Source organism: Shewanella donghaensis, from assembly GCF_007567505.1.
Classification (GTDB): Bacteria; Pseudomonadota; Gammaproteobacteria; order Enterobacterales; family Shewanellaceae; genus Shewanella; species Shewanella donghaensis.
In genome coordinates, this window is sequence record NZ_CP041783.1 from 896,965 (window position 1) to 923,592 (window position 26,628).

The window sequence follows — 26,628 nt, forward strand, 5'->3', positions numbered from 1 at the left end:
TTAATCATTTTACTCAACGATCCTTTCTCATTCTTTAAGGTACTATCATGGCAGAGTTAACACTTGATAAAACTGATCTGCATATTCTAAAACTGTTGCAATCGACTGAGAAATTGTCTAATCAAGATCTAGCGGCACAGGTTGGCTTGTCGCCGTCGCCATGTTCACGACGCGTTAAAGCACTAGAAGATGCTGGCTATATTACCGGTTATACCACCATTCTTAATGCTGACAAATTTAATCTCGCCTTAACAGTATACATATTAGTCCGTTTAGATAAGCACAGCTCAGATATATTAGATGCCTTTGAAACTGTAATAAGCTCATACCCCGAAGTACAAGAATGCAGTCTAATTACTGGCAGTGAAGCTGATTACCATATGAAAGTCATCGTAGAAGATATGCAGCAATATAAAGTATTCCTTTTGGAAAAATTGACCACTAATTCTCATATAGCTGGAGTTAATTCCAGCTTCGCGCTTAAAAAAGTAAAAAACAGCACCGCCATTCCACTACCAAAATAAAGCGTTTAAGCCGCTCTGTATCAATGATAAAACACAATACAACCTACATCAGTAAAGTGCGGTTTTAAGCAGCTCGATGGGCGCTAGATCACTTTTAGTAAACTTAATCACCAAAATTTAAATTGCGCCACTCATAACCTAAAATGCATTTTGCGACATAAAATCCACCACCAAGCCCACCCCTTGAAACATACAATCAAATTTATAATAAATCACACTCTTTTATTGCTTTATATCGTAATTTTGAGCTAGAAAAACTCATTGCCTTTATTAGCTAAAGCTTTAGTATGCGCGCTCTTCAATAAAGAGTGTCTATAGAGTTTAATCATGAGCGTAAAATCATCAGGCCAATTCAGTTCACGTATTGGTTTTATTATGGCTGCAGCGGGTTCCGCTGTCGGTGTCGGAAATATTTGGGGATTCCCAACACAAGCCGCCAGTCACGGTGGTGGCGCTTTCTTACTCGTCTATGTGCTTCTTATCATAGTATTAGGTTATCCGATGTTAATGGCTGAATTAATGGTAGGTCGTCACGGACAATCTAATCCTGCAGACGCTATGGGTAAACTGGGTTCAACATCTAAAAGCCGTAATATCGGTAAAGCGATTGGTTTTATCTCAATCGTCACCGCTACGCTCATATGTACTTTTTACAGTATTTTATCAGGTTGGTTTATAAGCTTTGCTGCAGCACCTATCGCGGAGGTTATGGGTCAGCCCACTATAGCGAATTGGATGACTGATTTTTCAGTAAGTCGTAATCTGGTATTTACGGTTATCTTTATGGCCTTGGTCGTGTTCGTGATCCGTCAAGGCGTACAAAAAGGCATTGAGCGTTGGTCAAAAAGATTGATGCCGTTTTTACTACTGATGTTAATTGCTGGGGCAATCTATATTCTCACCCAGGCTGGTGCTATGGAAGGTGTGAAAGCATTATTAATCCCCGATTTTAGCCGCGTAACAGACCCCGATGTTTTAGTGGGAGCCTTAGGTCAAACCTTCTTCTCTTTATCTGTTGGTACCGGTGCAATGATGGTTTATGGCGCTTATTTAAACCAACAAGAAAATATCGGCAAGTTAACCGCCTACGTGACGTTAACTGACACGACTGTCGCTTTTTTAGCTGCGCTAATGGTCATTCCTGCGATGTATGTTGCCCAACATAATGGCGTACAAATTTTTGCCGACGATGGCAGTTTATTAAATTCAGACACCCTAGTATTTACGGTACTGCCGGCGTTATTTGATTCTATTGGCGGGATCAGTCAATACGTTTTAGCCATGGTGTTCTTTACCTTAATGGCCATTGCAGGCTTAACATCAGCGATATCAATTGTCGAAGTACCAACCAGTTACATTGTTGAGAAAACTACCATTAATCGTAATAAAGCCTCCCTACTGGTAAGCGCCGTGATTACGATTCTAGCCAGCGTTATTGTGTTTAACTTTGATGCCTTATTTGGGTTAATTATCACGCTAACTACCGAACGTGCTCAACCATTAATCGCCTTAGGCATTGCGATATTCATGGGCTGGGTTTGGCACCGAGATGGGCTACTGTCTGCTATCGCTCAGCAAGATGGTGTAGATGAAAACAGCTTTTTCTGGCGAGTTTGGCCAACCTATGTGAAATTTATCTGCCCACTGCTAATTAGTGTCATCATAGTGCAGTTATTTTTTGGCTAATGGCTCGATAAAGACGCTGTTAAAAAATCTATGATAATAGGAATGGTAAAAGGCTATGATTTTATAGCCTTTTTTCTATAAAATGGAAATGAACATACATCCCCCCGACTCAGTCATGGCTAAACTCGGCGAATGCAAAACTTCGTTAGTAGTAAAAACATCCACTGACACCACAAGAATGTAAGCAATAAACACGACCACAAAGATAATATGACCCTCTATCACCGCCTTTAAAAACTTTCCCACCAAATACTGTATAAATAAACAGTGCCATGTTAAGTTAGTACGCTATTAACACTATTATTTTCACTACTATTATCATAATAGCCGATTAAGTTTATCTGTCAGCGACGTCAAAATACTGATTTGACCGCTTAAAAACCACAATAAAGAGAAAGCACTAATGAATGTGATGGGAATCATGCTTAAAGCAAATGAAATGCGGATAGTGACGTTAACTGGTACAAGAACACAACATGAACTCATTAATCCTAAGTTCAATAAACTGGCTTTAGACAAGCATCCTCAGCAAGCGGAGGTGAAAATTCTGATAGAGCAAATTTCACAATATTGTGATGCCAATAAAATTGATAAAGTCATTATTAATAGACGCTCTACTACTGGACAAGGTGCTGGCGGTGCGGGTACTTTTTTATTAGAAGGTGCTTTATTGGCGACATTGACCCCAGCTATCGTTTTTATTCATCCAGCCACAATAAGAGCAACCGATAAACGAGAAGCAGACCACAAGTCAGCTAAACCTAAAACCGTAGATTTAGGCAAAGCTTATGATCTTGCTTATGAAAGTTTAGCCCTCAATTAAGCTATGAAATAAACGATCTGTACGTGGAAGATAGTAATTATCATAGTCAAATGACATAACAACACTGGATGTTTTGGCTATGATTTCGTCTCTGGGGACAAAACCAATAACGCGAGAGTCTGAGCTACGATCCCGATTATCACCCAAAGCAAGATAATGCCCATCAGGCACTTTTACCGCAGAAAAACTGGATAAGGTAGAACCCTTGTCATTAGTACGAACAAGATGGTCAATATCCAGTAAGCGCTCGATTTTATCTGCCGTTGATTGGGTTGAACTGATGAGTTCATAAGTTAATGTCTCACCATTAATGCTCAGTACATTATTGGTTAATGCGATAACGTCACCAGGTAAACCAATCACTCGTTTAACAAGTCTGTTATCTGCAGCGTCTGATTCAAAAATAATAATATCGCCACGCTGTGGGTCAGCCATTTTATACAGTGAGATATGAGTAAACGGCACTCGTATATCGTAAGCCATTTTATCGGCATACAATCTATCACCTTCAATGATAGTCGGTTTCATTGAGCCCGACGGCACGGTATACCAGTCTGCAACAGCGCTTCGAAAAACACACATTAACATGATAAATAACAATAAAGACTTATTGGCTTTAATCGCTTTCACTACCGCATTGTTCATATAAATTCCTTTTTATGTAATAACAAATCATTAACTTAGATTAGCAAATACGAATCAAAAGCAACATCAAGCTTAACGATATTTAATCTAATACATGATGTGAAATCAAAGGGTAAAGTCATTAATCGTAAAAGTGAATGGCGTATCATGAATGGGGATTAGCTTTGTTTGCTGCTGACAAAAAATAAAGGGAGAGATAGCTAATCTCTCCCTACTTTATATTGTTAAATGAATGCTTAATCTGCCCTTTTACTGATCCATTTAGCTAGAGGCTGTGCAGACATTCCATGTAATATCAGGCTAATAAACACCGTACAAGTCACCGTCATCGCCATAAAGTCACCTCCAGGCAATTCTCTATCTAGCATGATGATGACAAACACAATTGAAGCGAGACCTCGCGGTCCAAACCAACCTAAAAATAACCGAGACGGCGTATTACCGCCATTGCGTCCTAATGCTAAAAATATCGGCAGCATACGTACTACAGTCAAGCTCAGTAAGGCATAAATCAACATAGTCCAAGTGAATTCATGGAAAGCGTTACCTATGACCAATGCACCAAAAAGTAGCCATGTCAGCAATGCCATTATTTCACCAATGCCCTCAGTGGGCAGTAGCAGCTTATGCTTACTTTCATGGCATAAATAGCCGAATAATAGTCCACCAGAGAACGCGGCAATGTAACCGCTTCCACCTAGTTCTTGCGCTAATGCAAAACAAGAAAGCGCTAAACTGAGTACGATATTCTGGCTCCAAACATCCGTTATCCAGCCTTTTTTATGACAAATCTTTATCAGACTTGCACCAATAAAAGAAGTTGTTAATCCCACCAGCAAACCAATACCTAACTCTTCAACCAAGAAATGAACGGCAAGCTCGGACACTTGTCCCTCAGCAACTGTGCCAGCTGCTAGGGCTAAAAATACAAATAAGATAGGGACACAGATACCATCGTTCAAACCACTTTCTATATTCAAACCTTCACGTAATGGTGCAGGCACAATAGGACTTGAAACCACCGCCTTACCTAAAGCAGCATCAGTTGCTGCCAACATGGTGGCTAGAGCTGCGATTTCAAACACACTTAGATTTGGAAATAGGACATATCCCGCAGCAAAACCCAGCAGTATTGCACCCGGTAATCCGTACAGCAGCATTCTAGTGGGGATATTAATGTGTTTTTTAAGGACTGATAAATTGGAATTGGAAGCGTCACAGAATAGTACTATGGCTAAGGTGATATCAGCAAACACTCTGATCCCCTTACCATCGAGATCATTGTCTAACCAATTTAGTACTGAGGGGCCAAGTACAAAGCCCACGACGACAAATACCATAGGGCCTGAAATCATTGAGCGTTCAAAACGTCCTGCGACCACGCTGTAACATAAAGTAAATACGGCTAAAATCGCCAACTCGGTATACATTTATCAACCTCCATATTGAGTATGAGCATATTGAATATACGAGAATAATTAAGCATAGAGTTAACTTACATGGCGCAGTTATCATTAGGCAAAGGATATTACTCATTATTTAAAAAAACAGCTTAATTTAGACGACAATTGTGTCAACAGGGTGTACATATTGCTTAAAGCCATTTAATCAGCCTAGCTATGGACAACAATTAGAATTTTGATGAGCTTACTTTCAATGACCACCTGGGCAAAAGCATGAGTGTGCGTTTTTTATTCAGTATGTAAAATCCGAATACTGAATCACTTTTGAGCAATCTCAAATGAAGGTTTACTGTACTGAATTAGGATTAAATGAGCACTAAAACTGTTCAGTAAATGTTAGCGATTTTGCCCTGCAATGAACACGAAGTACAGTTTATAAGTAAACAGAAACACCCGACAAAATTAATTTCAGCAAGTTAACTTAAGATACTCAATTAAGACCGTGAAATGACTAGGTTAGTTTAGGTGAGCTAACAAACTACAACATAGTTGCCGATAACTGCCAGTTCTAACAGCAGGTTATGGAGCAGCTATTTAAATAAAAAAGATATAACAGTCTGCCCTAGGCTTCTCACTACATGCAAATATCAATCTTGGGCTAGAGAGGAGACTGCTTAGTGCGGCATATCCTTATACGATATGCGCTACTTTTGGAACCAAGGTTTTTTCAATAGCTTCGCCTTCTACTGCTGGCTGCACCACAACACCACCAAACCTGCCTTCTCTTGCCCTATACTCTATGCCTTTATAAAAACACCTATTATTGGGGTACCTTTTAGCGGCATCTTCTTTGTATGTTCCATATAAATAACCGAGGGAAGAGTTGTGATAATTAATGCCCAAACCATCTTCATCAGTTAGTTCTGCTACGCAATCAAAACAAAGATACTTAGGATAGCGATCAAACCTTGTGACTGGCTTTGCACAGCCAGAGCAATTCTGCGTTTCATTCATAAACCTGAATCCCCTTGATGAATCCCCTTTATTAGTCACCTTGTTGAAATTAGTTTTAATTAACTGTGACAACCATAATTATTTTTCTCTTGATGCTAGCCGTTGCTGGGGCGATGTTATCACCACTTGAAAACCACTAAAACTCAAGTTATACGACCTTGCCCTTCTGCTGACAACCGATGATATTTATGGGGGTGCATGCACAACTGACAAGCTTTCTTAGACAAAACCAACGACACCTAACGCCACTGTTTAAGCGGAAGGGTTAAAAAGTTAACAGTTAAGATGCAGAGCAAGAAAAGTATAAGGAGGTGCTAAGATATTGATATTTTTAGGTAACGAAATTAGCTGGCGATGCTAGGGGATCGATGCGGCTAGTAAAAAAGTTACTGCTCAGCACACACCTAAAAAGCGTAAGATCTTACGGCGATATTGACAATATAAAGGTATCACTCGGGCTTATGAGCCATAATCGAGAGTACAATTGGGATAAGACGCGGCTGCGTGCGGCCTATCGTTATTCGTTAGCCATTTTTATATCAGGATATGCCAACAACGCCAACTCATTCAATGAATACTCTTCTAATTTTGATATATCAATTTCTGACTTAATTTTACACATACTTGGAGTATTCAAAATCATTTGAATACTTTGACCGCATTTATGCCTTTTTAAAACAACATTAAAGTCATTTATATGAGTCATTTTTTCAATTTCGTTTTCACTAATATCATCAATATCTAGCTTAAATATATCAAGGGCATCCAATAGAAAATGAATAGGCCACACCTCCAAATTATGTTCCCGTATCTCTTTATGTATAGTTAACGCGGTTCTAGTCATTTTTATCATGCAACTCTTACAAGCAACTTTATACTCTAGTATATCTTTTAAAGGGTACTCATTTTTGGAACCACAAAGCTCACATTCAGCGGTTAATGGATCGATATATTGCATATAACTTACCTTACAGGCTAACGACGCCAACAACCGTGTAGTAGTTGGCTAGATTTGTTGCGACCTTTTCAAGAAACGCGACAACTGACGAAGTCGGCTTGCTTGGCCTTGTTAAGGCCTCGGCTGACTGATAACGCAACTAATAGATTTATAGATCAATTTTCTTGTAACATGTATAGCAGCTATCCGTTGGCAAACGATAGTCAAAGAAACCAAGCATGATTTGATGTTTCCCACAATGGGGACAAGTATAAACAATCGCCTTTAACATCAAGAAACATCCAATCGCCATACCTGCTATATAAAAAGGGCTCATATAAAACGTAAGCTCGATAGGAATCGTATAGAACATTATCGTGAAAATCACTTGGATAACAATTAGCAGCCTAAACACTTTAGCCCGGGTCATTCAATTTACCTTACTAAGTAGGTTTAACAGTATATTGGGCTGAATTCTGACTAAGAACAAAACCATTTTGAATTTAACATTTAATTTACAGTTATTGTGTATCGACATCAACCAGCTACGGACAAACTTTTACAAATCTTACCTATCAGCTTTGTAGAAACTAAGAACCGTTCTTAGGACGATTTTATTGTGTTAATCATCATCAAAAATCATATATTTCATGCACTTAATTTTAATCTGTACATTTTCCTTTTTAGTTTGCCCTTTATCTCCTTCAGAATAGTCAACACTTCCTTATAACCGTGCATCAAAACAGTGCTGCGTTGGTTAAAAACATAAGCCGGAATTAATAAATTAATGCCATAAAAAAGCCGTAATCCAAATAAAGTCGAATTACGGCGCGATTGAAACGGTTAATCAAGTTGGTTAAGTTGGGAAACCTTTCATTGTCACTATTACTCTTTGTTGTTGATATATTTTTTGTCGAATACCATTTGATTGATGCTATTAACCTTGGCGTTTTCTATTGAATAGACTTCGTTATTACTCCAGCGAACATAGACTGTTTCTATTGCCTTGCAATTACCCAGGCCAAAATGAACCTGCTTATTAAATGATTGAGTATAAGCCGCCCCAGATGCACCTACGCGGCGATATTGGCTTTGGCCACAAGCAGTGAGTTTGACTAAAGCCCCTTGTGCTGTTGCTCTACCCGATGGTGAGTTATCAATGCTTACTACGATGTAATTCCCGTTACTACTGGTATTAGTGCCCTTTAATCCGTTGTTTTTAAACAAGTGCCATAAACCCCGTTCATTGGCATAGACTAAATCCATTGCACCATCATTGTTATAATCCAATGCATTCGCGCCAGCGCCTAAGGCTCCGATTTCATTGGATACAACCCCATGGTGTTTGGCTAACTCAAAGCTGCCATTGCCCTGATTGAGCCAAATAGCTTGTACTGTTGATCTAGCTAAATTCCCTTGTTGAACAATGAATAAATCTTGATAGCCACTGTTATTAAAGTCAGCCACTGCAATACTGCTATTGTGCTGTTCAAGCTTTATGTTTGATGGAGCGGATGCGTCGACAAATTTTCCGTTTTGGTTTTCAAGTAATATATCGACTGGCTCAGCTTTATTAGTAAATTCCGCTTGGTACTTGTTGGTCGCCAGTTTTTGTACATCTTTTATCACCCCCGTAGTGGGTGAAAAAGTATTACCCGCAATTCGCCACGTATCGTTGCCAATATAGCCGACGTATAAACCTTTATTCGGTAACTTATCAGGCCACCCCAGTGCATTACTGCTGACCAACTTTACATTCTGACCACTATGAAGCTCCCCTTCAGTTTGATACTGATAAGCGCCCTCACCGATATAGATATTTTGATGCGGATATGGCGCTTGATAGTTCTGTAAATCAAACACTTCACCTAGGACTAAATCATCAAACTGAAACGAACCACGTTTGGTGTAAAAGCCAAAGCTTGACGTCGGTTTATCGAAGAAAGTATCACCCGCTTCCAGTGGCGTTGCTGTGGTGAGGTACAAATCAAAGTCACCATCATTGTCAAAATCAATCTCGGCTATTCCCGTTACGTGTTTATATTTTTTACCTAAAACGGTATCGGTGACATCAGTGAAGCTCAAATCGCCATTGCCTTGCAGCGCAATAACGCTAGCATTGCCGTAAATCAATAAGTCATCAATATTGTCATTATTAAAGTCAGTGATTAATACCTTTTGACCATCCATGAAGGTTTGCGGTAAATCGACAGCACCACTGATGTTGCCCTTTCCATCATTTTTATAGACAAAGTTAGCCGTTTGGCTGCCAGCATTTCGTTGAGGAAATCCCATTAACAGCAGATCTAAGTCACCATTATTATTTGCATCAAAAAATTTACTGGTTCTGCCACGTAAGTTTTGCAGTGGCGGTTCGAACTCATTACCTTCAATGATGTTACGACCATCAAAATGGTAAAGTTTGGCGTTGCGGGCATTTGAACCCGAACCGCCGCCACGAGAAATTAAAACATCAACCTTGCCATCATTATTGTAATCAGCAACGCCAATGCCATGCATATCACCCACAATAAGATCATAACCTTTACCGTATTTACCTTTGTTATTCCAATAAAGCTTTACTGAAAAACCATGGTCCGTTAGTAGTAAGTCCTGAAAACCATCATTATCAAAATCTGCAACAACGGCATTATCCCACTTACGACGACTGACCGTTTCAAGCTTAATATCACGGTGCGCTGCAGTGAACATTGGTTGGTTGTTATACACCAATGCTGTTGAATGCTGTTGAATAACATCATGAGCGTTATTGGCTGTTTTGCGTTCATCCTGAGTTACACTATGGCAACCAGATATAGCGACAAAAACCGTCGTTAGCATCATAGGATATAAGGCTTTCTTTACCGTTTGATGATTTGATAGACGTGACGAAACAACGTCTTTTACATGAATAAAAGGCATACGTAATCAACCTATTGCAGTGGTATATAGGAATATATAAGGAATGTCAGATGCTTACTTATTGTCGTAAGCACCTGTTAAAAGACAAAGAGATTAATTTACTTTGTTGTTTTAAATGTTTGGTCAAACCGCGGCATGCCCTTTAATCGCCACTCAGCACCTTCAAATTGCTCATGGAACCATAAAGGTTGCTTGTTATCCCAACTCCATTTTTCCATTTCACGGATCATGTCGTTTAATAATGGACGATTGGCACTACTTAAATCTTTGGTTTCGTTTAAGTCAGTTTCAACATTAAAAAGTTGCCAAGGCTTATTGCCATGCTTAACGGCTTTCCATTCATTACGGCGAACAGCTGCATCACTAAAGCCTTTACGGTGACGAAGTACATAAAATAATTCATCCTGATGTGGGTTTTCATTAGCACTAAACGCAGACCAAATATCCTTACCATCAAGACGTTTGCCTGTTGGAATCTCTACACCTGCAAGTGCGGCAAATGTTGGATATAAATCCAGCGCTAAAACGGGGTGCTCGAAACGTTGTCCTGAAGCGACTTTCTCAGGCCAATGAAATAACATTGGCGATCTAAATCCACCTTCATAAACACTGCCTTTACCCTCTTTTAATGGATAGTTGCTTGCGCCTTTACCTAACTTACCGCCGTTATCACTAAGAAATACAATAAGCGTGTTATCCAGTTGCTGTGTTTTTTCTAATGCTGCAACGATGTCACCGACACCACGGTCTACCGCATAGACCATACCCGCATAAGTTTTACGTTTTTCATCTTTAATGTTTGGGAATTTAGCCATGTCTTCTGCTTTTGCTTCTAATGGCACATGTGGCGCGTTGTAGGCGACATAAAGGAAGAATGGCTTGTCATCAGTAGCTGAATCATTGACAAAGTTAACTGCTTCACGAGACAGCGCGTCGGTAATATATTCGTTTTCATCAACGTCTTTGCCGTTATGTTCAAGGGGCAAAATGTAGTGATTAATGCTGGAATGGCCTTGCTTTACTTGGTTTTCATATTGCTTTTTAAACTGCTCAGGAAAGTAATTATGCCCGCCACCTGTAAAACCATAAAACTCATCAAAGCCGCGTTTATTAGGATGAAACTCAGGTGCTTCGCCTAAATGCCACTTACCGACTGCGCCAGTTCTGTATCCATTATTTTGTAATAACTTACTGATAAACTGCTCATCAATTGGTACTCCTACGTCAGAACCTTTTGTCGGTAAGTTAAACTGAGAGCCGATTTTATGGGGATAACGGCCGGTCATGAGTGCGGCACGGCTAGGGCCACAAAATGGATGTGCCACGTACGCTTCAGAAAAAGAGGTTCCGTTGTTGGCTAGTTCATCTAAGTTTGGCGTAGTGATATCAGTTGAACCGTTAAAGCCCACATCGTTATAACCTAAATCGTCAGCCAGGATCAGTAATATATTGGGTTGCTTTGCCTCTGCGGCCATAACATTTTGTGCAGGTAATATACTCGCTGTACTGATCAGCGCTATTGATGTCAGTGCACCAAATAGCTTGCGGTGTAATCGGGTTTTATTATTTGTTTTCATAACATCCATTTCTCGTAAACGTTTAATAACCACTGCGCCAATAAGCACGTTTTTATCAGTGGTGAACTAGCAATAAGTTATATTAGTTAGCGACTTATCATTAAGACCTATTTATCAGGGCTTATAGGAATGCCTTCATATGGTGTCTAAATTTCTCGATAGAAGGATCTTCCAGTCGAATAAGCTCATCACTCATATGCTTCACCATTTGTTTAAGCTGTTTTTTATACTTTGGGTCTTTGATTAGATTGGTCATTTCATAAGGATCGGCTTTTAGGTCGTATAATTCATCACGACTATCACCAGGATTCCAGACCAGTTTCATTTCAGGTGTACGCACCGCACGAATACCAAACCAGCCACCGTTGTACCATTCATAGGCATATAGGGCTAAATCCACTTTGCCAGCATCAGCTACATCACCTTGCTGCATTAGCGGCACTAAAGAACGACCATCAACATCACCGTCAGATTTTAATGTCATCCACTCAGACAATGTCGGCGCAATATCAAGCATGGAAACCTGACGTTCAATTATTTTAGGCTCAACGCTTGGGTCACGAATAATTAATGGCATACGCATTAATTCATCATAGGCATACGGGCCTTTATCATAGAGATTATGCTCGCCTAACATACTGCCTTGGTCGCCAATAATGATGATGCGTAAATCGTCATACATGCCCACGTCTTTGGCGGTGTTAATTAACTCACCCACTGCGTGGTCAATCATGGCAATTGCGCCGTAATAAAAAGTCCGTGATTTACGCCAATCTTCATCTGTCATATGGCTAATATCGTGCCAAGGCCACCAAATATCATCTTGCGACATGGGTTTATTTACACGTTTAATGGCGTGGTTTTTTGGCAATACCACAGTTTCTGGGTCAAACATGCTCGCATAAGGCTCTGGCACACGATATGGCGGATGGGGTTGTTCGAAACTGACGATTCCGAAAAAGGGTTGATCTTTTTTAGCGGCTGCACGGAGCATTTTTTGCCCTTCACGGACTTCTTTGCCTGCGTGAGTGTCTTCAAATGTCCCTGGCATGGTGCGGTAATATTCATGCTTTTCACCATTAGCATCACGTTCACCACGGTTGAATTTATCAATGTTGGCTTTAGTTTCATAAGGTGCCCATTGACGTCCATGACGTTCTACGTCTTTATCATGGCCATAAATAAATTCTGCCCCACGAATGGCTGGGCCTTGAGCGCCTATATGCCATTTACCCACATAACCGACTTTATAACCCACATCGACAGCTCGGCGTATAACGCCCCCTTCTTCAGGGTTAAGTTCATCAACCCGGGAATGATATAAACCCACATTATCATCCAATCCGGTCTTATGCCCCCAGCGCCCAGTAAACATAGCGGCGCGAGAAGGTGAACAAAGGCCGGTACTGGTTATGGCATTATCAAAGCGCACACCTTCATTGGCAAGAGCATCAATATTGGGGGTATTAACAGGGCCGTTACGGTATGAAAAGGTGTCAAAGCGCATGTCATCAAACATGAGGATTAATACATTAGGCTGCTTAATTGCCGCATTTGATTGATGGTTTGTTTGTGATCTTGTCACTGCATCCACGGCTTGTGATTGTGAACCCGAATTAGACAATACCGTGCCCGCATTCGCGGTACTCATTAAAGCTAACGAGGCACTGACCACTGCACTTTTAAAACTCAATTTAAACGTCATAACAATTTTCTCTTTAACAAGCCACTGACCGTTTCACTGTTCATATGGCACTTATCGCCACAACCTTAGCGCTTAGATCTTTCAGCTTTCAACAGGAGTGGCCTTGGGAGATAAACACTTGATGCTAAGGACTATTAGAAACAAGCCACCAGCAAATCAGTTAGATATAACTTGATAACAAGACTTAATCTTAAAACTTACTCTCAATCTTAAGACTTGTTATCAATGCTCAGCTATTTGGCTATTACTTAGCAACCATAGAAATGTCATCAACAAAGACTAAAGCCACGTCTTTTTCAATATCTTTTGGCTGCGCAATTAATGCTAACTGTGCCCCTGCAGGTACCGCTTTGCTTAACGTCACATCTTGACTAACGGTAATCCATTGCGCTTTATGTGCATGATCAATATGACTTAAGTTGAATGGCTTCAATTTAAAACCAAATTGACTATTGAGTTCATCAGATAAAGTGACATTAAGCTCTTTCAATGAGTTAGTGGTATCGACCCAAAGGCGCATTGAGAAAGTGTAATCACCTGCTGCAAGTTTCACAGTAGCTTTTGGCGCTGTAGCGACAATAGCTTGAGCCGCATCAGCTTTTGCTGCTGAAATCTTTAAACTTCTCAGTCCACTAATACGACGTTCAGTGGTGATGGCGGCAAACTTAGCTGACTCAGTGTCGATATCCCAAAACTGTTGATAATCATTGTTCTGTGAATTTTCAGGTACCAAGGTTAAAGGACGTTTATTCTCTTGGAATAAAATCGGCCCTTCAAACCCAAAGAATGCACGGTCAAGTAGTTGCGGAGTTGGCTTTTGCCACACTCGCATATAATCGATTTCAAAACTTGCAGGTAACTCATCTTTATTTGGCATCCCTAACCAGGCAAAGATTTCTGAATCAAGCCAAATCTCTAAAGGGTTATTCAGTACCCAGCGATCACCTAATTCTTTTTGAGTAAAACGTTCTAGTAGCTTTCCATCAAGATACATATTTAAATAATCTTCGCCCCACTCAGCAGCGTAAATATGGAATTCATCAGCAACGCGGTAAGGTAAGTTTTCCTTATGATGGAATACACGAGTGGGTCTTTTTGCTGGCGGGCTCCAATCATGTACTGTTGATTTAGATTGATCAGGCTTGATGTCACCGATAATTTTTGGATTACCAATTTGCTCGAATATATCCAGTTCAGATTGATAACCAATGGCCCAAAAAGCACTGGTCATTGCTGCATTAACAGCTTTAGAGCGAATTTCCATATAACCATTTAAAAAGCGCTTATTACTCACAATTGCTGCGGTGGTAATCGGCATGGGGCTACCATCTGCAAGTTGACCATATTTTGCATCGACTTTACCGTCAGCATAATTTTCATTAGCAAATTCAAAATCAGGTTCCCACTGACTTTGTAATTTTAAAATACCATTTTCTAAAATCACATTATGTGGAGCAAACTGTGAAGGCGCTCTGCCCTTCCAAATGTAGTACTCATCATTCGCACCTTGAACAAACCACTTTTCTTGGTCAATGACATCACCGTTAAATTCGTCACTAATTTCAGTATTAAGTACCCAACCGCCATTGTTTTTAGGATCAGAATACGGCATGACTTGCTCGACAGTGGCCATTTCAGTGTTCGCTGCGGTGTTTTGTTTAGCCGTCCCATCATTCTGACAAGCAGTTAAGCTTTGGGCTATCAGCAAAAATAAAGCGCTTTTGGCAAAGTTAGGTTTCATTAAAGATGGTCCTTTTATCTTTCAGATAAGCTATCTATGGATCAGTGTGTAACATGAAATAACTTAAAACATTGAAATGCATGAAAGCATTTCATGTCACACACTGACATCATCGTTGTGCTAAACCTCACTTGCTGTACAACAATTTAACCACCATTGCCTTTACAGTTTTGTGAAATTTGTTAAATTAGATCTACATGTAAACATATGATGTTTAGATATGCAATACCTGAAATTCAATTTACAAGACTTTACACATAGCCAATAAATACCTATTGAACAGGCTTGAAATTTTATAACAGCAAGTAGAATAACAAATAAAAATAGCCACTTACCAATAAATAATGAAGGGGAATAAATCTTCAACGTCTTTGTTCTGTTTGTTTTACTGACACGATATGAAACGCTGAAATACGCTTGATAAATTAGTGATATCTTTTTAACTTCATTTATTTAATTAACATAAATGCTATTTTTTAAGATACGTAGCGAGATAATATTGTCGCTTTTATTCAATCAAGCACGACATTAGCTTGTTATCATTTGTATTATAAAAATGAATAGACGCATTAAAGGTATCCAAATGAATTCACTATCGTCATTAGTCCAACTTGGTTGGCGCCCCTTCTTTCAACAGCAGCTGACTTTAGATGAATTAACCGAATTTACGATTGGACGAGTGATTGAGCAGCATAGAAGCGGTGTCGTGGTGTTATCTGAATTAGGACAATTCAATCTTAGTCAGTCCTATTCAGAGGATGCTGAACGCTTATGTGTCGGTGACTGGGTGTTATTTAATGGCGATAATCAATTTCATCGACGGTTAGAAAGACAGTCGTTATTCCAGCGTAAAGCCCCTGGCAGTAAAGTTGCAACTCAATTGATTTCATCTAATGTCGATAGTGTATTTATTGTGTGTTCTTTGAATCAAGATTTTAATCTAAGCCTCATAGAGCGCTATTTATCGTTAACTAAAGAAGCCCAGGTTGAGCCGGTAATTATTTTAACTAAAGCTGATCTTTGTGACGACTTAGAACAAAAATTGCAACAAGTGCAAAGCCTTGATCCTTTCATGATGGTGCATGCCATTAATGCTTTAGACCAAGAACAACTCTCGGCGTTAGATACATATTGTAAACAGGGAAATACCATTGCCCTGCTTGGCTCATCCGGTGTGGGCAAATCAACAGTAGTGAATGGATTAATGGGCTTTGAAGCCCAATTAACCAGTGCTATCCGTGATGATGATAGTAAAGGCCGTCATACCACAACATCTAGAGCCTTAAAGACATTGCCCCAAGGTGGATTGATTTTAGATACCCCTGGTATGAGAGAGTTACAACTTGGCGCTTGTGAGCAAGGCGTTAGTGAAACTTTTAGTGAAATTACTGATTTAGCACGGCAATGCCGTTTTGCCAATTGCAGCCATGATAATGAACCAGCTTGTGCTGTAAGAGTCGCCATTGAAACAGGCGTGATTAGCACTCGCCGCTTTGTCAGTTATCAAAAACTCATGCGAGAACAGGCATTAAATGGTGCAACATTGGCTGAAAAAAGAGCTAAAGATAAAGCATTGGGAAAAATGATAAATTCTGTGCAGAATGAATCTCGCTCTCGTAAAAAAGGCAGTTTTTAGTCAGTAAAAAATACAGCCCGCTAAAGTATTTTAATGGGCTGCGTTTAGAAATCTGTATTTATAGCTCTGTATTTATAGTTCAGTATTTATAGGAATGTGGTTATCCATTCGCCTAAATAAACTAGACCGTATTCAGGATAAAACCTTAGAAATCTTTGATAGGCTGATTATGCTTGATGGTTTTTTTATCCGATAATTGCTTTAGCTTTATCGTTAGCAGTGTAAACAAAGCAATGCCTATTCCACCCGCCACCAAATCAACTAAATCAAATGTACGACTAGGGATGAATGCTTGGCTAACTTCTTCACAGATAACAAACACACTTATCACTAGCGCTCCATAATAAATCTTTAATCGGCCGACTCGAAAGTAGCTGAATCGACTAATGATAATGGCAAACATGGTTAATGTTCCAAACAATCCAAAATGACCAAACTTATCGCCATACGGCACACCGTGCATAATATCGAAAAAGATATTGTTGCCGCCAGTATTAGCTTGGAAGATAATCCAAGCAATAAAGACAGTGAAACTGAGTCCCATTAATAAAAAATATTTATACATAAATCCGTCTACGTTTTTAATTTAAATGTGTCGTATAAAGTAACTTGTTCATTTGAGTTACCTGTCATTGCCAAAGTGTAAACTAAATTGACTTAAAACACAGGTCAGTAATTAGCCTTGTTGGTAATATATTTCATAGACTAAAAACCATAGCCTAAAACCAAAGCCTAAAACCAAAGCCTAAAACCAATAGCTTAAAGCCCATAGTCAAAAACAACTGTGGAATTAGTGTGCTTCATCCTATTAAAGCGTTTACTGCTCACTCTATTTAATTCGAAACGATAAGAGATGTTGATGGGCTGTGACATACACTACTGAATAGTCATCATTAAAGGCCAGGTTTGCAGCAATACTTGGTAATAAGACCTTCGCCAGTAATTTGCCTTTATCGTCGAATAACCATATTCCTTTTGGTCCTGTCGCAAACACCAAACCAGACGGATGCACTTTCAAACCATCCGGTAAACCATGATTAGTAACAGCTGAAATAGGTGCTTGATAAAATAACTGACGATGAACAACATCTCCCCTTTCATTCAGTCGATATCGATACCAAGCTGGCTTTTTGGGATTAGATGCAGCGACATATAATGTTCGTTCATCTGCCGTAAGTGCAATACCGTTTGGATAAATCAATGATCGATCAAGTAAGGTTAATGAGTTATCGCTATCTAGACGATAAACACCTTGAAAGTTTAATTCTTTTTCTGGGTCGTCCAGTTGACCCGCTAAACCGTAAGGTGGATCAGTAAAGAACAAACTACCATTTCGATTCAACACCCCGTCATTAGGGCTGTTTAAACGCTTACCTTGATAATGACTGACTCGTACCAGGTAGTTAGCTAAGGGATGATTTAATGGTGCATCCATGATCGCTATCTGACGAGACCGTGATTGCATCAATAATAACCTTGGCAGTAGTGTTTGTTGATGACGTTCTGAAATGATTGTCGACCGTTGAATAACCAAACCATTGGAGTAGCCACTATCGGCTAAATACTGACTGACACCCTCTTCAGGATCATATTTATACACTTTATGATCTGGAATATCTGAAAACAGTAAATAACGGCCTTCAGACGACCAAACAGGCCCTTCAAGCCATTTATAACCTGTTGCTAATTTTGTGATTGGCGCTTGGATATCGAGCACATCAAGTGCCCGGTCATCATAAATCTCGTAAGAACCTAGTTGTTGTACATAACTCTTACTCAATTGGCTTACTGACTCTGTATCAATGGCAGAAGTCATCACTGCAGACATTGCAGAGGCATGATACCAAGCTGCAACGGCTGTAATGACAGACAGAGCTATTACGCTCGTAAGGACTTTAAGCAAAATTTTACTTATCATTTATAGATTCAATGCCTTTAACTTTTCCAAAACGTCTCGTATAGATATCACTATTAACTTGCTTAGCAGCATCGACCAAAGGTTTATATGGAATATCAGTCACACTCACAAAGCCCACGTTGTAGTTTTCACCATCGTACGCTCGGCCCGTTAACGGGGAATCAATGTATTGAAACCAATGTGTACCCACAAAATAGGGATTATCTATCACGCTATAAACATATTGCTGATATTTATCACCGCGATCTTGTTGAGAAGATGCGTGGATCAAACCAGGATTTAATAAACCCGAATCTAATGCGCCATTATGAAACTCACCAATAATGCTCGGCATATCAATATCTTCAAGGAACGACCAAAAGCTATCATTAACAGATTCTTTGTAATAGTTATAACTCATCACATCAGCATGCTTTGCAGCAGCAGCGCGAATTTCAGGAGTCATGCCCCAGTCAGTAAATCTAACCCCTAGATACAAATGATTCGGTAAATAGGTTTTCACAGCATTTTTTACAATCGAGAAATACTGCTCGCCGTAATGCTCTAAAAGTATCGATAAATCAGCAACAACGGCATCATTAAAATTGCTAAGTTCAACACCTTTGTCTAAATCATCCCAACTCGCTATCTGTGTTTTCCATTTGTTATTTAATGCATCAACAGACGAGTATTTCGCTTTCAGTACTTTGACAAATTCGGTTTTTGTTGGGCTATCACTGGCTGCAAGCTTTAGGGTGTTAATGGCAATACCATAATGTCCTTTAATAGAACCTTCTACACCCCAGCTTTTTTCATTATCAATAAACACCCCAACACACCATGGGTTGTTTTTAACTTCATCGGCAATTTGTTTTGCTGTTGCTACAGCTCTTTCTTTAAACAAGGGGTCAAACGGATCTGGCATAGGGCTCCAATAATCATTGCCACTACTCACTGTTTTAAAGTCACCAATAATCCAACCATTAGCAAAATATGGAATACGATCTAACTGGTAAAAGCTTGCATCAACCCAGTTACCAAACGAGGTAAAACCCCAACTCAACATGCGATCAATTGTGGTATCACGCCACTTTTGGGTATATTCAGCTAAATAATTTGATTCATATTTTCTGGCCAAGTTTGCTTGATAAAAACTATAAGTTTCACCCTTTTCAACCGCGCCGCTATGAACTTCACGACGATAACCAAAATGGGAACCCATTGGTTCGTCATAACTCGGTAAATCACTAAACATCTTGGCTCGTATGTCTGAGCTAATATGGCGAGAAGTCCATGCTTTCTTGGGGGCACGATTAAGTCCAATGGAATCTTCAGGGGTGTGATCGTTAGGATCTCTTTGAACAATGTACTGACTATCAAAATCATAACCGGTCAAGGTCGACGTATTGGCCATACGAATGTTAGCAATACCGTTAGAGAAGAACAGGTAACCTTCTGGGTCGACTAAAGACCATTTCCCTTGATACTTTTCGGTTCTAAAATAACCCGTAGCCTGAAGCTTTGGCCCATCCTTCCAGCCGTTAAATTTTGAACGCCCTTGTGGGGGAACCTGTGACAAACTTGCTTGCTCTGCAGCAGAAATTTCACGCAACTGAGCAACTGATGACACTTTATTGCTAAAATTAATTTTGGTACTTTGCCCAAACTTATCCACTAAGTGAGTTAAGTAATCAGTTTTAAATTTAAGTGGCTTTACTAACCTTAAGTTTTTCACGAAAAGCGTTTTATCTTCAGGTACACCGCGAACTTTAAATTCAATTTCAGCAACATTTTTAAGGTCAATATTTTTCACGCCATGACGCCATATCATCTCAGTCATATTCGTTTCCCAGTGTTGCGGGTTAGAACGTATGCCTGTTTCAATATTTAAATCTGCATCTTTTAGCACCATATAGTAACTGTCATCACTGTTAGCAGGTATGACAAATGTGCGATTGTGTGCATGCCCTTTGGAATCCTTAGCCGTAACATAAACGTTGATTGAATTTGGCTTAGGGTTAATTAAGTCTACTGCAAAACCAAAATCTCCTTCATGACTCCAATCTAGTGGTTTAGCGGGTACAAAACTAAATTGAGCGGTGTGATTTTGTTTGGTTTCAAGGGTTATTTCTAATGCTGTCTCATTATCAATTTTCTTGATAGAAGTAGTACCATTTTCCACAATTAACTGGCTGGCCGACTGTGGATTAGAAAAATAAATTAATGGAGAACCTTGTTCTACTGATGGTTTATCTGCTAATGCTTGGTTAACTTGTGATTGGGATAATTCAGTCATTTTTTTAGTAAAAGCTGGCTTGGCTACTTGTTCAACTTGAACAGTATCTATAGAAGTATCAGAGCAACCCATGAGTAAACTCATGCTTAAACTACTGGTAATTATCCCTTTACTCAGTACTTTATTGAGTACATGGCTTAATTCAATTTTATATTTTACCCCAACAACGTCACCCATCCTTTCCTCCTTCATTTGAGCCAGTTTTAATTTATGCATAAGTCACTTCGTTACTTTATGAGGTTAATGAACCTTCAAATAGAAGTTCCCTTAAATAGCGACCTAGCAATACAATGTGATTTAAAAACATCAATTGAACATCTAGTACACAATCTACACATAACGAACAATTGTCAACAATTAACATTAATCGTTAAGGGGTGTAACCATAATTTAAAATCAAAAGAGATTAATAACGCGAATGGAATACTCAGGGTTTATTACAAAGTGAAAGGTAAAACTAAGAAGAATGTAGAAGATGCAGATTTAATACTACGGATAACTGAGAGTTGTTTAATTGTTCAAGTAACGAATTAAGTATAGGACTAATGACTGATTTTATTCTTAGTAACTATGTACGACTCATACAGCATTTATAGTCGCTACTGTATTAGCTTTAGCCACAAATTTAAACGATAAAACTGAGCTTTTCAGCTCAAAATCTATCAGGTGGTAACTTTGATAAAATCGGTCATTGTGCTATTTTGTTAAGATTATTTACAAATGTAAACACATAGATCTGTTACGTCATTTTGTATAAAAGGAAATTATTCATTATGCAAAAACATACTTTATTTTTAGTCATGAAGTTGACCATTCAGAGCCGAGCATTTGCTGAGTTTTTACATATAAACCTCAATTGTGAGACTTTTTTTATCAGCAATAAAGCGGAACTAGAAAACCTCAGCAATGCACTAAATCCTTTGTTACTTGTTGATGTGGCAAACTTACCAGATATTGACCATAGTTTCTGGGCTGATCAATTTGATAATCACATTTATAAAATATATAGCGTTTTACTTAATACTTCCGAAAACTTAGATAAACGTGATTTACTCGATTGGCCAAATTGTTGCGGTATCTTCCCTAATTCATGCGAACTCAGTTTGTTAGAGCAAGGTATACGTAAAATTCTCGCGGGAGAATATTGGCTGCCAAGAACCATGATGACTGAATTACTTCAACATTACCGCAAAGATGAGACACACCTAGAACAAACCAACGTGTCTCTCACTCGTCGCGAATGTGATGTGCTTAGGTTACTCACCATCTGCAACACCAATATTGATATTGCCAATGCATTATTTGTTAGTGAACACACAGTAAAATCTCACCTTTATAAAGTATTTAAAAAGACCGATGTTAAGAACCGTGTTCAAGCTGCAAAATGGGCTGAAGAGAATTTGCCAGCAGTCAAAAAAGGCTAAATTGTAATTTTGAGCCTTCCACAAGATTTAAATAATTATTAATCAAAATTAATCTCATTAATTGAGTGGCCTAGAGTCCTGAAGCGCTAATATCAATATGTATTTCATCTTCATAAAGCCCACCTGGACGATTTTCAGTTTCACCTATTTGGATTGACATAGGTAATCTTTGCCCGTCAAGGATCTGTGGCGTGCTAACAACAAGCGGGTTTCCTGTCACGGTAAAATCAATCACATTACCAGCCACACTAAATAAGTAATCAATATCCCAACGGTCCTGCTTACTTTGATGTCGCAATTTCCCCTGGTTGTCTGAATTGAAACTGATTTCATAGCCACTGGTACTGCGTATAAACAAATTAGGATCGATATTAACTGACTTACCCGTCGTTAAACGACCTAGATCTAAATGATAAAGTCTTTGAGATAACCCGTAAAAACTGATGCTGGCAACAGGCGGTATGCTTGCTGTAATCGAATGGTTTTGCTCATCTAATACCGTGATAGATTCAGCAGGACTTGGAATAAGCTGCACTAGCAATTGATTAGTATAGTCACCAGCTGCACCAAATTGCTGCGAAGGGTAACGTAATTGAAAACGAAATATTGACTGTTCCGGCGAGACCTCTGCAAACCAATGCCTATTTTGGATAAAGCTGCCTGCGCTTTGCAGATAAGGCGTAAAGGTTAGCGAATTTCCCCCTTGCCCAGTCAGTTGATACCCTTGCTCAACCGTCGACATCATCAAACTCAAAGAGCACTCTTCGGTAGGATCACTGAAATGCACTTTGGCTTCGTAGTATTGCACTAAGCCGTTTGGGCTTGTTGCAAACACATCATATTGATTTTGAACGCCTGAACTCATTAAATTGACACTTTGCACTCGTGCGTCACACACAGCAAAAGCACTTGAATAGCTAAAGCAAAAAACAATAAACACAGCAAGTAAGCGGTATGCGTTTTTTAGCCTTGGCCTAATCAATTCGTTAAAATGATTCTGTTTCATATGCCCTCCAGATAAATTAGTGTTTGTTCGCTTGTGTTAGTCAATATAAAGCTTACCCAAGCGTAATAATGCTTCGCTATCATCCTTAATAACTAGCTGATACATTTTTTCTTCTTTACTGTTTAACTTTAGTAAATAAGTGCCAGGCTTAAGTCCACTGATGGCAAACCGGCCGCTACGATTAGTGAAGAAATCTAAAACTTCAAAATTCTTATCAGTTTGTGAAATGGCCTTACCAGCCAATAAACTGATAGGTTCGCCAGTTTGCTTGTCTATCAAAGATCCCATTGCAGTGATAATGGCATCTGAACCTACTTTTAGTGCGTAACCTTGTTTAAAGCCCGGATTTAATGCGAATACACCTTCCCCTAAATCGTAACCCGGTGGTAAATCAGTTACATCATAAGACAGCAGTTGCTCACTGTATGCAGGCAAATCTGGTACTACCATAGCGCCAAGGCCGTCAGAGTAGACTCTCGAACCTTCTTCTGACATATCAACATCTATTCGATTAGTAGATAGATTTGAATAAGGTTTAATAATGGCAAAACTATCACCAATGGTTCGACCTATCGCAAAATTAGAACCTGAAAAAACCAATGCCGACGAGAGTTCTGCGCGACTGAAATGACTACTTTTATCATCGCTAAAATCATTAAAGCGACTGGTATGTTGTACATTTAAACTGTATCTATTCGCAGTGTAATCAATGCCCGCTTCAAGGTTAGCATCGGTGTCTTGTGTGCGTTTTGCACCCACAAACATATTTATGCCGCCAGTTTTACCTATGCCGTGGAGGTAACTATATTCACTTTGCAACTCTTCGGTATCACTGCTGTAGCTACTCACCACACGAGATGAGTCACCAAAGGGCCAACTTAGCGTTAATAAGGCATTGAATTCATTTTCATCATCTTCGCGCTCTTTGTGAGTTAACCTAACACTCCAAGTTGCCTCGGTATCGAATAAATCACCTGATAATGCGGGGCTAACGGTCCAATAATCGCCTTGTTCTTCATACGCATCAACGTAGCTTAAGGTCAGGCTAACTCTTAGAGCCTGTGTTATCGATTGACTATATCTACCAGTAAAAAAGTTCCTGTTAACATTAAGTTCAGGCAGTAAGTTTATTGGGTTAGTCACGAAATCGTCTTGATCAGGAAATAAGTCATCAACTCGACTAAAAGATTCAGAAAAATACTCATAAAAAAAGCTTAATTGTTTGTTAGACATATCCGGTTCAAAAACAACGTCAAAACCTAAACTCGCAGCCGCCCCGTCACCAATAACATCTTGATAGCTATAACCAAGATTAAAATCAAAAATACCTAAACCAGTGGCAAATAAACTGCGCTGACCGACCTGATACTGTTTCTCTGTGGCTTGAAAATTAACGCCTAATGTCAAAGATGGCGAAACACCATACTCAAACATACCGCCTGTGATAAAAAGGTCATTGTCATATTTAAGTTCGTCAGCCTCTAATGCACTTGCCACACCTGAACTAAAAGCATATTCAAATTCACCAGGCTTAAGCAAATCCATCCCGGTAGCAATACTAAAGTTAATTCGTTCTTTACGACCATTTCGATCGGTTATGACTAACTCAACATCACTCACTCCTTCTGCTAAAGGAATATCCTCAAGATTATAGGAGCCAGCACCTAAACTGAGCCTTTTAACCACAACGCCATCAATAAGTACATCAACTTCTGATGTGCGCTCTAAGGTGAATTGACGTGCTGCTGTAGGCCTAACATTACGCGTTGGTATGAGTGAAAAGTCTCGAGAAATACCAAAACCTAGAAAATCGACACCGGCCTGAAATCCATTAGGCCGGCTATACATATCACCAAGCACCATACGAGTTCCCTGATCAGGAAAGTCGATGTTCAGTCGCGTTCCTTGACGAGAATAACCACCACCTCGGCCATCATAATGATTGTAGACACCTTCATACTCTAACAGCGCATTCTCGTAATTAAGTCCCGCTTCTACTAGGTGGTTATAATCAATCGTGCTTTTACTATCGTCACCTACGTTTTCAGTATTTGACGCTGATACATACAGGTTCATATAACCGCTTAGGGTTGAAGCATCAATATATCGACGGTTATTATTGCTTGCGGCAAAGGTCAAGCTGTTTACTTTTAACGCCTCTTCAGGCGCCTGCATTATCAATTCTAAAGTCGACATATCAAAAGTTAATATTAAACCTACCTTCGAAAAATCCACTTGATCTAATACATCATCCTGCTGCAATGCTGCTAGCGCCAGAAGTACTTCTGGGACTATGGAGTCAGCTAACAATGCCAACGTTGATGTTGCCGGTAGTTCAATATTTTGATCTGCTGTAATCGTTAACTCAACATCACCAATGGGACTATCTTGCAAGCGCATTAAACTTTGCAGGTTAATATCTCGGCCTGTTGGATTTAAATTAACAGCCTCATCGGCCATAACAGGCAGTGATAACAAGCTCAAAAGTAAAAGAAGCGCTAAGGCCCTATTCATTGGTGTTATCGCCCTATGGGTGTAACAGCTAAGCTAAAGCCTGCTAACAAAGGCCGCTCTAACATAATTGACACATTGCGCTTAGCATTAGGAGGAAAGAAGGTATTAATTTGATCTTTAATTAACGCTTCACCCTGTATTTGGATCTCAGTGCCGTCAACCTGGGTGATATCTAAACGATAATCGCTTAAATTGGCGTACTTGCTACCTTCATTTTCAATACTAAAATGCAATAAGGCACTATCAGGTACTTGCCCGCTCTCATTTGCTGGCACTTTTTGGGCTATTGAGCTTTCATTAATTACCAGTATCGGTTCAAGGTCACCTGCTGAAACATGTACAGCAGCATTAAAGTGTACGAAAATTTTAACGCCACTTTTTTTTGCTGCGTCATTTTGTAATTGAGGTTGGCTAAAACGAATAAAATAACTTTGGGACTCGACTAAACGCTCTTCCCCTAACCATTGCACTCGAACAGACTGAACTGCACCAGGCGCTAAAACGATTGCTGGAGGGAATACTAATAAGTCGGAAGATGATTCTGGTATAACCTGGTAACTAACAACATCTGCAATAGTATTAAACTGAATTCGATTAATATCAATTTCGACGGGTAAGCTTACATTTGAATTATTTTTAACAACAAATTGTTGATAATTTGGGCTGCTATCGATAGAAAGCGCTGTAACCATAGGAGATATTTCAATGCCACTCACATTCTTGACCATTGAAATCATGAGAATACAGATCAAGCACGCATAAACAGCGATATTACCGCTTAGTGAACTTCGACACATAAAACTCCCTGTAACATCAAGTTTACTTTTGTTTAGACGATTAGCAGCACAAATTAATTGAAGAGATTCTGAATGACTTAG

19 protein-coding genes and 1 pseudogene are annotated in these 26,628 nt (G+C 39.4%); 6 read left to right on the forward strand and 14 right to left on the reverse strand.

Annotated elements, in window-relative coordinates:
* Positions 1-47: 47 nt before the first annotated feature.
* The 3 genes from FPK91_RS03775 to FPK91_RS03785 all read left to right on the forward strand — a co-directional run bounded on the left by FPK91_RS03775 (position 48) and on the right by FPK91_RS03785 (position 3,033).
* Entirely contained in the window at positions 48-524 is a 477-nt protein-coding gene (locus FPK91_RS03775) for an Lrp/AsnC family transcriptional regulator (RefSeq protein ID WP_144208202.1), read from the forward strand.
* A gap of 327 nt (positions 525-851) precedes the next feature.
* The gene (locus tag FPK91_RS03780; protein WP_144208205.1) at positions 852-2,210 is read left to right on the forward strand and encodes a sodium-dependent transporter; all 1,359 of its coding nucleotides are present in this window, start codon (positions 852-854) and stop codon (positions 2,208-2,210) included.
* 403 nt (positions 2,211-2,613) lie between these two features.
* The gene (locus FPK91_RS03785; protein WP_144208208.1) at positions 2,614-3,033 is read left to right on the forward strand and encodes a DUF3010 family protein; all 420 of its coding nucleotides are present in this window, start codon (positions 2,614-2,616) and stop codon (positions 3,031-3,033) included.
* On the opposite strand, the gene lepB is transcribed toward FPK91_RS03785, so the two are convergent.
* The 3 genes from lepB to FPK91_RS03800 form a co-directional block, all read right to left on the reverse strand.
* The gene (gene lepB, locus FPK91_RS03790; protein WP_144208211.1) at positions 3,019-3,678 is read right to left on the reverse strand and encodes a signal peptidase I; all 660 of its coding nucleotides are present in this window, start codon (positions 3,676-3,678) and stop codon (positions 3,019-3,021) included. The genes FPK91_RS03785 and lepB overlap by 15 nt on opposite strands.
* Positions 3,679-3,914: 236 nt before the next feature.
* The gene (locus tag FPK91_RS03795) at positions 3,915-5,108 is read right to left on the reverse strand and encodes a cation:proton antiporter (protein ID WP_144208214.1); all 1,194 of its coding nucleotides are present in this window, start codon (positions 5,106-5,108) and stop codon (positions 3,915-3,917) included.
* Positions 5,109-5,771: 663 nt separating this feature from the next.
* Positions 5,772-6,095, reverse strand: a complete 324-nt coding sequence (locus FPK91_RS03800) for a hypothetical protein (protein ID WP_144208216.1) — start codon at positions 6,093-6,095, stop codon at positions 5,772-5,774.
* A gap of 89 nt (positions 6,096-6,184) precedes the next feature.
* Between FPK91_RS03800 and FPK91_RS21290 the strand changes: the two are divergent.
* A pseudogene (locus tag FPK91_RS21290) lies at positions 6,185-6,351 on the forward strand (IS91 family transposase); the annotation flags it as partial.
* A 261-nt stretch (positions 6,352-6,612) separates the two neighbouring features.
* Here FPK91_RS21290 and FPK91_RS03805 read toward each other — a convergent pair.
* From FPK91_RS03805 to FPK91_RS03825, 5 genes are all read right to left on the reverse strand, one after another.
* Complete coding sequence (locus FPK91_RS03805) at positions 6,613-7,053, reverse strand: hypothetical protein (RefSeq protein ID WP_144208219.1); 441 nt, start codon at positions 7,051-7,053, stop codon at positions 6,613-6,615.
* 864 nt (positions 7,054-7,917) lie between these two features.
* Positions 7,918-9,954 (reverse strand): CRTAC1 family protein, encoded by a 2,037-nt coding sequence (locus tag FPK91_RS03810; RefSeq protein WP_227006678.1) that lies wholly within the window; start codon positions 9,952-9,954, stop codon positions 7,918-7,920.
* A 98-nt stretch (positions 9,955-10,052) separates the two neighbouring features.
* On the reverse strand, positions 10,053-11,531 hold the full coding sequence (locus FPK91_RS03815; RefSeq protein ID WP_144208222.1) for a sulfatase-like hydrolase/transferase: 1,479 nt from the start codon (positions 11,529-11,531) through the stop codon (positions 10,053-10,055).
* A gap of 121 nt (positions 11,532-11,652) precedes the next feature.
* The gene (locus FPK91_RS03820; RefSeq protein WP_227006679.1) at positions 11,653-13,236 is read right to left on the reverse strand and encodes a sulfatase-like hydrolase/transferase; all 1,584 of its coding nucleotides are present in this window, start codon (positions 13,234-13,236) and stop codon (positions 11,653-11,655) included.
* A gap of 244 nt (positions 13,237-13,480) precedes the next feature.
* Positions 13,481-14,977 (reverse strand): family 16 glycosylhydrolase, encoded by a 1,497-nt coding sequence (locus FPK91_RS03825; RefSeq protein WP_144208225.1) that lies wholly within the window; start codon positions 14,975-14,977, stop codon positions 13,481-13,483.
* A gap of 583 nt (positions 14,978-15,560) precedes the next feature.
* Between FPK91_RS03825 and rsgA the strand changes: the two genes are divergently transcribed.
* Positions 15,561-16,613, forward strand: coding sequence for a ribosome small subunit-dependent GTPase A (rsgA, locus tag FPK91_RS03830; RefSeq protein WP_144208228.1), 1,053 nt, complete (start codon positions 15,561-15,563; stop codon positions 16,611-16,613).
* Between the two features lie 145 nt (positions 16,614-16,758).
* Here the strand turns inward: rsgA and FPK91_RS03835 are convergent, their stop codons facing one another.
* From FPK91_RS03835 to FPK91_RS03845, 3 genes are all read right to left on the reverse strand, one after another.
* On the reverse strand, positions 16,759-17,178 hold the full coding sequence (locus tag FPK91_RS03835) for a VanZ family protein (RefSeq protein ID WP_168926907.1): 420 nt from the start codon (positions 17,176-17,178) through the stop codon (positions 16,759-16,761).
* A gap of 264 nt (positions 17,179-17,442) precedes the next feature.
* Positions 17,443-18,531 (reverse strand): SMP-30/gluconolactonase/LRE family protein, encoded by a 1,089-nt coding sequence (locus FPK91_RS03840; RefSeq protein ID WP_144208231.1) that lies wholly within the window; start codon positions 18,529-18,531, stop codon positions 17,443-17,445.
* Positions 18,521-20,983, reverse strand: a complete 2,463-nt coding sequence (locus FPK91_RS03845; protein ID WP_227006680.1) for a beta-galactosidase — start codon at positions 20,981-20,983, stop codon at positions 18,521-18,523. The genes FPK91_RS03840 and FPK91_RS03845 overlap by 11 nt, the downstream gene beginning before the upstream one ends.
* 596 nt (positions 20,984-21,579) lie before the next feature.
* Between FPK91_RS03845 and FPK91_RS03850 the strand changes: the two genes are divergently transcribed.
* Complete coding sequence (locus FPK91_RS03850) at positions 21,580-22,230, forward strand: LuxR C-terminal-related transcriptional regulator (RefSeq protein WP_144208234.1); 651 nt, start codon at positions 21,580-21,582, stop codon at positions 22,228-22,230.
* 70 nt (positions 22,231-22,300) lie between these two features.
* On the opposite strand, the gene FPK91_RS03855 is transcribed toward FPK91_RS03850, so the two are convergent.
* From FPK91_RS03855 to FPK91_RS03865, 3 genes are read right to left on the reverse strand one after another with little or no spacing between them, the layout of a single operon-like run.
* The gene (locus tag FPK91_RS03855; RefSeq protein ID WP_144208237.1) at positions 22,301-23,236 is read right to left on the reverse strand and encodes a hypothetical protein; all 936 of its coding nucleotides are present in this window, start codon (positions 23,234-23,236) and stop codon (positions 22,301-22,303) included.
* Between the two features lie 36 nt (positions 23,237-23,272).
* Positions 23,273-25,750, reverse strand: coding sequence for a fimbria/pilus outer membrane usher protein (locus tag FPK91_RS03860; protein WP_144208240.1), 2,478 nt, complete (start codon positions 25,748-25,750; stop codon positions 23,273-23,275).
* A gap of 5 nt (positions 25,751-25,755) precedes the next feature.
* Positions 25,756-26,547: a fimbrial biogenesis chaperone gene (locus FPK91_RS03865; protein ID WP_144208243.1), complete on the reverse strand. Its 792-nt coding sequence runs from the start codon at positions 26,545-26,547 to the stop codon at positions 25,756-25,758.
* Positions 26,548-26,628: the final 81 nt, after the last annotated feature.